Below are 11,561 nucleotides of genomic sequence, written 5' to 3' on the forward strand. Positions count from 1 at the left end.
GCTGAGGCGTTCCGGTCGGCGCTGAGGCGTTCCGGGCCGCTGTCGCGGCGGAGGCGCGATTCCCGCCGCGGGGGTTCTCCGGTGTTCGAGCCCTTTTTGATATGGCCGTAGCCCGGGGACGCGGGCGGGACGTCTTCTCCGCGAGGAGGGGTCATGGAAACAACCGGCGCCCTGGTGGACGAGCACTTCCTGCTGGAGCTGGTCCTCGTCGAGGCACTGCACGCGGAGGCCGAGGCTCTGGCCGGCGGCTGACGGGCCGGCCCCGGCTCCGGCGGGCGGAGCCGGGATCAGCCGAGTTCGGTGACGATCTCCCGCCGCAGGGCCGCGGAGTCGATGCCCGCGTCGGCGATGACGCGGGAGGCCAGGCCCTCGCCCTCGCGGAGGACGCCGAGCAGGAGGTGGCCGTCGGCGATGTGCCGGTGCTTGAGGTGCACCGCCTCGCGAAGGGACAGCTCCAGGGTCTTCTTGGCCCGCGGGCTGAAGGGGATGTGGTGTCCGACGAGCAGGTGACCCCGCCGGTCGGTCCTGGGCTTGCGGTCCAGGGCGCCGGGGCCGAAGGCGGCCTCGACCTTCTCCCGGATCGCCGACAGGTCGATGCCGATCGACTTCAGGGCGTCGGCGTCGAGGGCGTCTCCCGGTTTCCGGGGGATGAGGCGGAGGACGCTCTGGCGGGCACGGTCGTGGTCGAGGCCGTGCCGGCCCAGCACGCGCGCCGAGACGGTGTCCGGCTGTTCGAGCAGGCCGAGGAGGATGTGCTCGGTGCCGATGCGGTCGTGGTGCAGTCGCTGGGCGTTCCCCTGGGCGAGGACCACCGCCTGGCGGGCGTTCTTGTGGAACCGTTCGAACATGGCTATCTCTCCCGTCGTAGCAGGCCCCGGCCGCCCGCGTACTTCTTGTGCACCGCTTGCCGGGTGACTTCCAGACAGTGGGCGATCTCCTGCCAGGACCAGCCCTGTTCCCTGGCGTTGTCCACCTGAAGGGCCTCCAGTCGGTCGACCAGCATCCGCAACGCCCGTACGGCCCGGAGACCGACGGCCGGATCGCGGCTGCCGGCGTCGGAGGCCAGCTGCGCCGTATCGCTCATATGTGTCAACATAGGTTGACGTCGCGCGGCTGTCAATCCCGCCCTCACCAGAGAAAACAGTTTGCTTGATCAGGGTAAAGTTGCCAGCCTGGTGGGGCTATGCGCTCTTTACCTGCCGCGGATCCCGGCATTCCAGACGCCCGAAGTCCGTTCCGGTACCTGCGGTGGATGGCCCGCAAGCAGGCGGGTCCCCTGTTCCTCGGTATCACCTACGCCGTCGTGTGGTGGCTCGCGATGGCACTCGTGCCGGCGACCATGGGCAAGGGCATCGACGCCATCACCGCCAAGGACATGTCGGCCCTGACCACCTGGGGCGCGGCGCTGCTCGGCCTGGGGATCGTCCAGGCCGTCACCGGCACCCTCCGCCACCGGATGGCGGTCTACAACTGGTTGACCGCCGCCTACCGGACCGTCCAGGTCACGGTCAGGCAGTCGACCAGGCTGGGCGCGACCCTGCCCAAGCGCATGTCCACCGGCGAGGTCGTCAGCATCGGCAACTCCGACATCGCCCACATCGGCAACGCGATGGACATCATGCTCCGGGGCATCGGCGCGATCGTCGCCATCGCCACGGTGACCATCATCATGATCAGCACCTCCCTGCCGCTGGGCCTGACGGTGCTGATCGGCGTGCCGGTCATGGCCGCCGCCGTCGCGCCCCTGATCAAGCCGCTGAACAGGCGCCAGCACGCCTATCGCGACCTGCAGGGCGATCTCTCCACCCGCGCCGCCGACATCGTCGCGGGCCTGCGCGTGCTGCGCGGCATCGGCGGCGAGCAGGTCTTCGCCGACCGCTACACGGAGGAATCGCAGAAGGTGCGGCACGCGGGGGTGCGGGTGGCCTCGGCCGAGTCGATGCTGGAGGGCGCGCAGATCCTGCTGCCGGGCCTGCTGATCGCCGGGGTGACCTGGCTCGCCGCGAGCTTCGCGGTGCAGGGCCAGATCACCACCGGCCAGCTCGTCTCCTTCTACGGTTACGCGGCCTTCCTGATCGCTCCCCTGCGGACGCTCACCGAGGCGGCCGACAAGCTGACCAAGGGACATGTCGCCGCCCGCCGGGTGATCCGGATCCTCAGCCTCGAACCCGAGATGCGGGGCGGCTCGGGAGACTCCGCCGGCGGCCTGCTGCGCGACGTGGCCTCCGGGGTCGCGATACGCCCCGGCGTGTTCACCGCCGTCGTGGCGGCGGTGCCCGAGGAGGCCATCGCGATCGCCGACCGGCTCGGCCGCTACAGCGACGGCGACGTGGACTTCGGCGACGTGCCGCTGAACACCCTGCCGATCGCCGAGGTCCGCCGCCGGATCCTGGTGGCCGACAACGACGCCAAGCTGTTCGCCGGCGTGCTCAGGGACGAACTGGACATCACCGGCGAGGCCTCCGCCCAGGACATCGCCGACGCGCTGTACAGCGCGTGCGCGGAGGACATCGTCGAGGCGCTGCCCGACGGCCTCGACGGCCACGTCGCGGAGGCGGGCCGGGAGTTCTCCGGTGGCCAGCAGCAGCGGCTCCGGCTCGCCAGGGCGCTGACCGCCGACCCGGAGGTGCTCATCCTCATCGAGCCCACCAGCGCCGTCGACGCGCACAGCGAGGCGCGCATCGCCGACCGGCTGGGCAAGGCCCGTGCGGGCAGGACCACGCTGGTCTGCACGACCAGTCCGCTGGTGCTCGATCGGACCGACTGCGTGATCTTCGTCAAGGACGGTGTCGTGCACGCTCAGGGTGCGCACAGGGAACTGCTGGACACCGAGCCCGCCTACACCGCCGTCGTCACCCGCGGGGCCGACGGGTGAGCGGGCGGAGCACATCAGCCAACACGCCGGAAACCACATCGCCAGGAGAGGTGATCGCATGAGCAAGCAGATTCTGCCGGTCGCCGACCAGGCGCAGGTCCGGGCCTACGCCCGCAGGCTCACCCTGAAGTATCCCCGGGAGCTGTCGGTCGCGCTGGGCCTGCACGGCCTGGCCGCCGTCGCGGGCCTGGCGGTTCCGTGGCTGCTGGGCGGGCTCGTCGAGGGGGTCCAGGAAGGCACCGGGGCCGACGTCACCGGGGTGTCGCTGGGCATCGGCGGCTTCCTGGCCGCCCAGGCGGTGCTGGTCAGGTTCGCCGTCTACGCCTCCTCCAGGCTGGGGGAGAAGGTTCTCGCCGAGCTGCGCCAGGAGTTCGTCGGCCGGGTGCTCGGCCTGCCGCTGTCCACGGTCGAGCGCGCCGGATCGGGCGACCTGATCACCCGGACCTCGCGGGACGTGGACTCGCTGTCGCGCACCGTACGGCACGCCGTCCCCGAGACGCTGATCGCGATGGTCACCTGCGTGATCACCGTCGGTGCCCTGCTGCTCGTGGGACCGCTCCTCGCGCTGCCCTCGCTGCTGGCCGTCCCGATCCTGTGGGTCTCCACCCGGTGGTACCTCAAGCGGGCCAGGGACGGATACCTGCGGGAGAGCGCCGCCTACGCGGACATGACCGACGGACTGGCCGAGACGGTCAGCGGCGCTCGCGCCGTGGAGGCCATGGGCCTGCAGGAGCGGCGGCACCGCCGTACCGACACCGACATCTCCCGGTCCTGGGCGGCCGAGCGCTACACCCTCGGGCTGCGCACGGTCTGGTTCCCGACGGTCGAGCTGGGCTACGTGATCCCGATCGTGGCGACGCTGGTCATCGGCGGCATGTTCTACATCGAGGACTGGGTCTCGCTGGCCCAGGTCACCGCGGCCACGCTGTACGTGCAGCAGCTCATCGACCCGCTCGACCGGCTGCTCATGTGGATCGACGAGCTCCAGGTCGGCGGGGCCTCCATGGCGCGCCTGCTGGGCGTCGCCGAGGTGCCCGACGACCGCGAGCCCGGGCCCGGCGTCCCCGACGGCGAGGAGCTGGAGGCCGACGACGTCCGCTACGCCTACCGGGAGGGCCACGACGTGCTGCACGGCATCGACCTGGTGGTCGAGCCGGGGGAGCGACTGGCCATGGTGGGGCCGTCCGGCGCGGGCAAGTCCACGCTGGGCCGCCTGCTCGCGGGCATCCACGGCCCGCGCACCGGTGCGGTCACGGTCGGCGGCACCTCACTGGTCGAGCTTCCCCTGGACGACCTGCGCGGCCACGTCGCCCTGGTGACCCAGGAGCACCACATCTTCCGGGGCACCCTGCGGGAGAACGTGCTGATCGCCCGTCCCGAGGCGGACGAGGCCCAGGTCCGCGCGGCGCTGGAGGCCGTGGACGCCTGGGGGTGGGTCGACGCGCTGCCCGAGGGGCTGGACACGGTCGTCGGTTCCGGCGGTGAGTCGATCTCCGCCGCCCAGGCGCAGCAGACCGCTCTGGCCCGGCTGGTCCTGGCCGACCCGCACACCCTGGTCCTCGACGAGGCCACCTCGCTGATCGACCCCCGGGCCGCCCGCCATCTGGAACGATCCCTGGCGGCCGTCCTCGAAGGCCGTACGGTGATCGCCATCGCCCACCGTCTCTACACGGCGCACGACGCCGACCGGGTCGCGGTGGTCGAGAACGGCCGGATCAGCGAGCTCGGCTCCCATGACGAACTCGTCGCGGCCGGAGGTTCCTACGCCGCCCTGTGGAGTAGCTGGCACGGCGCGGCCAAGTGAGACGGCGTCCCAGGCGGCGGCGCGCCCGGTTCGCGCGCCGCCTGTGACGATGGCGCCCTTGCGGTTCGAAACGGGCTTCGACGGCTACAGTGACAATTGCTGACAGTAGTCAGTCAAATGCATGTAGTCACGAGGCTGAACTGAGAGGGGTGTCACTTCGTGTCACCTGAATTGATCAAATCCGTCGCGGGCGGCGGGGGCTTCCGCCGGCGTGCGGCGCTGGGCAAGCTTCTGATGGGTGCTTTCGTCGTCGTCCCCGTCGTCGTCTCCTACGGGGGCGTCGCCGTGGCCTCCACCGCCGGGCCGTCGGCTCACACGACCTCCGGCGTGGCCTGCTCGTGCTCGGTGACCGCGGCGGACACGTCGCCCTCCGCCGTCATGTCGTACAGCGGCACGGCCTTCTCCGCCGTCACGGCGGCCCCCGGCCCCGGAGGGGCGCGTCGGGACGATCCGGATGACGACGATCGTCAGGGTCGTCACGATGACCAGGACGATCGGGACGAGAAGCCAGGAAACGTGGGTGCGGCGGGCAAGGACGCGGCCGACAAGAAGAAAGGCGCGAATCCGGCAGGCGCGGGAGGAAACGCGGGCAAGCCGGGGGAGAACGCCGCAGGCGGGAACGCAGACCCGGGTCCGGCGGGCGAGGGCGCGGCGGGCAAGAAGGAGAACGCCGGTCCGGGCGACGCGGACGCGGCGGGCAAGAAGAACGCGGGTCCGGACGGCACCCCCGCGACGGGCAGGAGAAACCCCGGTCCGGCCGGTGCGCACGCGGCGGGCGGGAGGAATCACCCGGGTCCGAACGGCGCTCACGCGGAGGGCAGGAGGCACCATCCCGGTCCGAACGGCGCTCACGCGGAGGGCAGGAGGCACCACCCGGGTCCGAACGGCGCGCACGCGGCGGGCAGGAGGAACCACCCCGGCCCGGGTGGCGCTCACGCGGAGGGCAGGAGGCACCACCCGGGTCCGAACGGCGCTCACGCGGCGGGCAGGAGACACCACTCAGGTCCGAACGGCGCGCACGCGGCGGGTGACAGGAACCACCAGCGTCCCAACGGCGCGCACGCGGCGGGCAGGAAGCACCACGCGGGTCAGGCGGGCGGCGGAAGGCACGGAGCCAAGGGGCCGAACCGTAACGACAGGTTCCAGCGCCATCTGATGAAGCGGCTGCGGTCGGGCGCGGGATGGTGAGGTAAGGCGATCACGCGGAAAGACGCCCCGTACCGGCCGAGGACGTCGAGGCGGGACGGGACCGCCGCGCCGAGGGGGACGGCACCGGGACTCCGGTGCCGTCCCCCTCCGGTTCCGGGTCGAGGACGCCGTCCCCCGCCGGCTCAGATCAGGGACTTCTTGAGGAAGTCGACCTGGAGCAGGAGCAGGTTCTCGGCCACGACCTCCTGCGGGGTCATGTGGGTGACGCCGGACAGGGGCAGGACGTTGTGCGGGCGGCCCGCCGCCAGCAGGGTCGAGGACAGGCGGAGGGTGTGCGCGGCGACCACGTTGTCGTCGGCCAGGCCGTGGATCAGCAGGAGGGGACGGTCCAGCTTCTCCGCGTCGGCGAACAGGGACGAGCCGTCGTAATGGCCCTCGCTGGGCTGGCCGAGGTAGCGCTCGGTGTAGCAGGTGTCGTAAAGGCGCCAGTCGGTCACCGGGGCTCCGGCGACGGCCGCGTGGAACACGTCGGGACGGCGCATGACGGCCAGGGCGGCCAGGAACCCGCCGAAGGACCAGCCCCGGATGCCGACCCGGGACAGGTCCAGGTCGTCGGGGAACTGCGCGGCGGCGCCGTGGAGGGCGTCCACCTGGTCCTCCAGGATCGGGGTGGCCAGGTCGTGCAGGACGGCCCGCTCGAACTCCGGCCCGCGGCCCGGGGTGCCGCGGCCGTCGGCCACGATCACCGCGAACCCCTGGTCGGCGAACCACTGGCTGGTCAGGTACGCGCCCGACGCGGCGAGGACGCGCTGGGCGTGCGGTCCGCCGTACGGGTCCATGAGGACCGGCAGTTTCGCGGAGCCGGGCACGTGTCCCGAGGGGAAGATCACGGCGGTGGACAGGTCGCGCTCGCCCGCGCGGATCAGGGAGACCCTCAGGTCCAGGCCGGGCCGTTCGGCGTGGGAGACGATGTGGCCCCGCGGCGTGCCGTTGTGGGAGACCTGCGCGGACGGGCCCTCGCTGTGGAGGGTCTGGCCGATGACCACGAGGGTGCCGCCCGCCGTGTGGCCGTTGTAGACGCCGCCCTCGGTCGGGCTGACCAGCGTGATCCGGCCGTTCCTGTAGGCCCACAGGGCGATTTCGGTGGGCTCGCCGCTGGCGCGGAAGAGCACGGCGTCGCCGTCGACGTCGAGCACCTCCCTGACCTGGAGGGTGGGCGGCGTGACGGGCCGGTCGCCGATGATCAGGCGGTGGCCGCCGTCGACGGAGGCCACCCAGACCAGGGTGCCGTCGGACAGGTGGCCGGGCACGCCGGTGGCGATGTCGACCCACGCGGCGTCGGTGTCCTCACGGACGACCGTGGACTCGCCGGTGGCCGGGTCGACGTCGAGCAGGCGCATTCTCCTCTGGTCGCGCGACATGGTGACGATCGACAGGCCGTGGGCGTCCCAGGTGGCGTTGACCAGGTATTCGTCCTCGAAGGGAACGGGGATGCGGGCGCCGCCCAGGGTCAGGACGAACAGCTCGACCTCGGCGTTCGCCGTGCCCGCGGAGGGGTAGCGCTGTTCGACGGCGGGGCGGGAGGGGTTGGCCGGGTCGGCGATGTGCCATTTCTGGACCGGGGAGTCGTCGGCCCGCTCGACCAGGATCGCGTCGCCGGACGGAGACCACCAGTAGCCCCGCATGCGGTCCATCTCCTCGGCCGCGACGAACTCCGCCAGGCCGTAGGTGACCCCGGGGGCCTCGGGGCGGGCCAGCGCGTGGTCCACCTCGTCCTCGAGGTCCTGGATGTGGAACGCTCCGCCGGTCACGTAGCCGACGTGGACGCCGGTGGGGGACATCCGCGGGTCGATCACCGACCCCGGCGTCTTCAGCTGCCGCAGATACCTGGTCTTCAGGTCGACGACGTAGAGCCCGCCGGAGAGCGCGAACACCGCCGTGGTCACCCCGGCGTCGGTGCTGTAGCCGACGATGCCACCGGCCTGCTCCCGGCTGCGCTCGCGGCGCGCCCGCTCCTCGGGCGGCAGGTCCTCCTCGTCCACCGACAGGACGCGCGGATCGACGATCAGCCGCTCCTTGCCGCTGAGAACGTCGAACTCCCAGAGGCAGGTGACCGGGTCCGAGCCGCCCTTCGTCCGGAGGAAGACGATGCGGTCGCCGCTGGGGGAGATGGTGAAACCACGCGGTACTCCCAGCGTGAACCGGCGGGTCCTGGCGTGCAGACGAGGAAAGCTGTCACTCATACCCGCCATCTTGCCAGCCCCGGCCCGCGCATCGAATTCACCGGGATGACCCTCGGCGGAAGAATCGATGGGGAAAGCTTTGGCAAGTGATCCTTATTGCCCGGATAGCCCGTTCCCCGGGGATGCTCGCCGTACTGGCGTTCGTGATCGTTCTCTGGAGGATCGGAGTCCCGTCCTTCTGGCGGGACGAGTCGGTGAGCGTGATGGCGGCGACCATGTCGTTCGACGAGCTGTGGGCGCTGTTCGGCGAGATCGACACGGTGCACGCGCTGTACTACCTGCTGCTGCGGCCGTTCGCCTCCTTCGGAGGGGAGCTCGCGGTCCGGCTGCCCTCGGCGCTCGCGGTCGCCGGGACGACGTTCGGGATCGTGGCCCTCGGGAGGAGGGTGGCCACGCCGTGGGCGGGTCTGTTCGCCGGGCTGGTCTACACGGTGCTGCCCATGGTCAGCCGCTACGGCCAGGAGGCGCGGAGCTACGCTCTGATCAGCGCGGTGGCGGTCGCGGCGACCTGGGTCCTGCTCGGCGAGCGGCGGTCGCGGTATCTCGGGTACGGCCTGCTGATCGCGCTGCTCGGCTGGTTCCACCTCTACGCGCTGCTCCTGTTGCCCGCCCACGCCGTCACCGTCGTCCTGCGGCGGCGCTCGGAGACGGTCCTGTGGCTGACCGCGGTGGCAGGGGCGGGGCTGCTGATCGCGCCGCTCGTGGCCGTCGCGGCGGGACAGCGCGATGACCAGCTCTTCTGGCTCAAGGTCCCCGGCCCGGCCGAGCTGAGGGAGCTCGGCCAGGAACTCGCGGGCGGCTGGAGGGCCTGGGACGCCACCCCCCTTCCGGCGCTGTTCCTCGGCCTGCTGCTCGTGCTCGTCCTGCTCGGAATCCTGTGGGCGATGCGGCCCGGCTCGCCGGCGGGTCCCGGCGCGGGCGCGCCGCCGGGGGAGAGCCCGGACGCCGGGCCGAGCGGGTCGTGGAGGCAGGAGACGGGAAGGCCGCTCCTGGCCTCGGTGGCGCTCCCGTGGATGATCCTCCCGGTGGTGCTGTCGTTCGCGATCTCCCAGGTCTACCCGATCTACAACGCGCGTTACGTCTTCTTCGTGGTTCCCGCCCTCGCCCTGCTGGCCGGAGCGGGCCTGGCGGCGCCGCGCCGCACTCCGGTGGGCCTGGCCGTCTTCGCGGTCCTGGCCGCGCTCTCGGTGAACGCCCACCTGGCCGTCCGCGAGCCCGACTCCCGCCCCGACGACCTGCGCACCCTGGCGGCGGTGCTGGGCGCCGAGCAGCGGCCGGGGGACGCGGTGCTCTACGTTCCGGCGAACCACCGGCTGTTCGTCGCCGCGTACGGCGAGCCGTACCGCAGGCTGGTGGAGCCCGGCCCCCGCTCCACCCGGGTCTGGCTGCTCTCGCCCCGCCTGCGCGGCACCGAATGGGAGAACGACCCGAGGCTTGAGGAGCTGAGCGGGGAGTTCCGCAGGGGACCGGCACGGGCGTTCGGGTCGATCCGTCTCACGCTGTACACCAGGCCGCCGATACCCTCGACCCCATGACTGAACGGCGCCTGATGCTCGTGCACGCGCACCCCGACGACGAGACGATCGGCAGCGGAGCCACCATGGCCAAATACGCCGCGGAGGGGGCTCACGTCGTGCTCGTCACCTGCACGCTCGGCGAGGAGGGCGAGGTCATCCCTCCCGAGCTGGCCCACCTGGCCGCCGACCGGGACGACGCGCTGGGCGAGCACCGCGTCGAGGAGCTCGCCGCCGCGTGCAAGGCACTCGGCGTCACCGACCATCGTTTCCTGGGCGGTCCCGGCCGCTGGCGTGACTCCGGGATGATGGGCGCCGCCTCCAACCACCGCGACACCGCCTTCTGGCAGGCCGACCTGGACGAGGCCGCGGGGGAGCTGGTGAAGATCATCCGTGAGGTGCGGCCCCAGGTTCTCGTCACCTATGACGAGAACGGCTTCTACGGCCATCCCGACCACATCCAGGCCCACCGCGTCTCCCGGCGGGCCTTCGAGCTGGCCGCGGACCCGGCGTTCGGCGAGGGCGAACCGTGGCGGATCGCCAAGTTCTACCTCACGGCCATGCCCACGTCGGTGATGCGCAGGGCCGAGGAGACGATGCGCGAGAGCGACGTCCCGTTCCTCGTCGAGGCGGTCGACGACCTGCCGTACGGCTGCGCGGACCGGGACGTCACCACCGAGATCGACGGCCGTGCCCACGTCGGCGACAAACTCGACGCGATGCGGGCGCACGCCACCCAGATCAGTGTGAGCGCGCCCTGGTTCGCCCTGTCCAACAACGTCGGCCAGGAGGCGTTCGGGGTGGAGCACTTCATCCTCCACGCCGGGGCGCCGGGTCCCGCCGGTCAGGGAGCGCCGTTCGAGACGGGCGGGCTCGGCGAGCCCCACGACCGCGAAGACGACCTCTTCGCCGGTATCGACTAGCCTCAATGCTGTGACGGAGCAGGTCCCAGAAGTGGAGAAACCCTCAGCGACGGCGGTCACCGTCGCGGCGTACGCGGTGCTCGTCATGCTCGGGCTCCTGATGGGCGTTCTCGGCGGGTTCCAGCACTCGTGGTACATCCGGCCGGTCCCGGTCTCGGCCGTCGCCTGGGTCGCCGTGCTGTTCGCGGTCTGTTACGGCGCGGGCCGGATGATGGGCGGGAAGCTGGCCGCCCTGGCGCCCGCGGCGGGCTGGATGGTGATCACGGTGATCTGGCTCACCAGCCGCCCGGAGGGCGACCTGATCATCGCCAATGACCTGTCCGGCTACGTCTACCTCTACGGCGGCCTTGCCGCGATCCTGACGGGCGTGCTGCTCTCGCCCTCGGCGAGCAGGTCGTGGCTGCTCACCCCGCACTCGTACGGCCCCCGCCCGGCCGAACCGCGTTCGCTCTAGTCGCGGAGGAGCGTCCCGGCCGGGTGAGGGCGGAGCGGACAGGCGGGGGCGTTGGCGCGGAGCGACCGGTGAGCGCACAATCTGCGGTATGCAGCGGGCGCATCGAGTACGGCGGACCCTCAACTACGCGAACCTGTCCACGCCGCTGGGGCTGCTGGTGGCGCGCCTCGGCCGCGCCCGGGTGACGGCGGGGCCCGACGGGTTGATCCTGGCGTACGGCTACCGCATCCGGTTCCCGATCGCCGGGGCGTTCACCGTGGGCAACGTGGTGCTGACCAAGCACGGGGAGGGCTACCTCACCGGGTGTCTGCTCGATCACGAGGCTCGGCACGCCTCCCAGTACATGCTCTGCGTGGGCCTGCCGATGCTGCCGCTCTATCTCCTCGCGGCGGCCGCCTCCGTGCTGATCTGCGGGAACCCGGGCTCGTGGAATGTCTTCGAGCGGCTGGCGAACCTGGAGGACGGGAACTACTCCCGCCGGTCGCCGTGGTGGCGCCGGGCGAGAACTCCCCGGTAGGGACGGGCTGATCGGCCGCCGGCCGCGCGAACCCGTGGGTCTCCACGAAAGAGCCCCGTCCTCTCGGGGTGTGAGGGGACGG

General features: G+C 71.8%; 10 protein-coding genes. 7 read left to right on the forward strand and 3 right to left on the reverse strand.

Annotated features, from left to right (window positions below; genetic code table 11):
• Positions 1-287 precede the first annotated feature (287 nt).
• Positions 288-848 carry a Clp protease N-terminal domain-containing protein gene (locus J2853_RS40535; RefSeq protein ID WP_307566679.1) on the reverse strand — a complete coding sequence of 187 codons (561 nt, stop codon included), beginning with the start codon at positions 846-848 and terminating at the stop codon, positions 288-290.
• A 2-nt stretch (positions 849-850) separates the two neighbouring features.
• Positions 851-1,084, reverse strand: a complete 234-nt coding sequence (locus tag J2853_RS40540) for an RNA polymerase subunit sigma-70 (protein WP_307566681.1) — start codon at positions 1,082-1,084, stop codon at positions 851-853.
• A gap of 168 nt (positions 1,085-1,252) precedes the next feature.
• Between J2853_RS40540 and J2853_RS40545 the strand changes: the two genes are divergently transcribed.
• The 3 genes from J2853_RS40545 (at position 1,253) to J2853_RS40555 (ending at position 5,867) form a co-directional block, all read left to right on the forward strand.
• Positions 1,253-2,875, forward strand: a complete 1,623-nt coding sequence (locus J2853_RS40545) for an ABC transporter ATP-binding protein (protein WP_307566683.1) — start codon at positions 1,253-1,255, stop codon at positions 2,873-2,875.
• A gap of 58 nt (positions 2,876-2,933) precedes the next feature.
• The gene (locus tag J2853_RS40550; RefSeq protein WP_307566684.1) at positions 2,934-4,679 is read left to right on the forward strand and encodes an ABC transporter ATP-binding protein; all 1,746 of its coding nucleotides are present in this window, start codon (positions 2,934-2,936) and stop codon (positions 4,677-4,679) included.
• Positions 4,680-4,838: 159 nt separating this feature from the next.
• A complete protein-coding gene (locus J2853_RS40555; RefSeq protein WP_307566685.1) occupies positions 4,839-5,867 on the forward strand; it encodes a hypothetical protein in 1,029 nt (342 codons plus the stop codon).
• A gap of 143 nt (positions 5,868-6,010) precedes the next feature.
• Here the strand turns inward: J2853_RS40555 and J2853_RS40560 are convergent, their stop codons facing one another.
• Positions 6,011-8,071, reverse strand: a complete 2,061-nt coding sequence (locus J2853_RS40560) for a prolyl oligopeptidase family serine peptidase (protein WP_307566687.1) — start codon at positions 8,069-8,071, stop codon at positions 6,011-6,013.
• Positions 8,072-8,157: 86 nt separating this feature from the next.
• Between J2853_RS40560 and J2853_RS40565 the strand changes: the two genes are divergently transcribed.
• The 4 genes from J2853_RS40565 to J2853_RS40580 all read left to right on the forward strand — a co-directional run bounded on the left by J2853_RS40565 (position 8,158) and on the right by J2853_RS40580 (position 11,479).
• Positions 8,158-9,606, forward strand: coding sequence for a glycosyltransferase family 39 protein (locus J2853_RS40565; RefSeq protein WP_307566688.1), 1,449 nt, complete (start codon positions 8,158-8,160; stop codon positions 9,604-9,606).
• Positions 9,603-10,508 carry an N-acetyl-1-D-myo-inositol-2-amino-2-deoxy-alpha-D-glucopyranoside deacetylase gene (gene mshB / locus J2853_RS40570; RefSeq protein ID WP_307566690.1) on the forward strand — a complete coding sequence of 302 codons (906 nt, stop codon included), beginning with the start codon at positions 9,603-9,605 and terminating at the stop codon, positions 10,506-10,508. Before J2853_RS40565 ends, mshB begins: the two co-directional genes overlap by 4 nt.
• 10 nt (positions 10,509-10,518) lie before the next feature.
• Positions 10,519-10,962 carry a DUF6113 family protein gene (locus tag J2853_RS40575; protein WP_307566692.1) on the forward strand — a complete coding sequence of 148 codons (444 nt, stop codon included), beginning with the start codon at positions 10,519-10,521 and terminating at the stop codon, positions 10,960-10,962.
• Positions 10,963-11,050: 88 nt separating this feature from the next.
• Entirely contained in the window at positions 11,051-11,479 is a 429-nt protein-coding gene (locus J2853_RS40580; protein ID WP_307566694.1) for a hypothetical protein, read from the forward strand.
• The last annotated feature ends 82 nt before the right edge of the window (positions 11,480-11,561 follow it).

Source organism: Streptosporangium lutulentum, assembly GCF_030811455.1.
GTDB lineage: Bacteria > Actinomycetota > Actinomycetes > Streptosporangiales > Streptosporangiaceae > Streptosporangium > Streptosporangium lutulentum.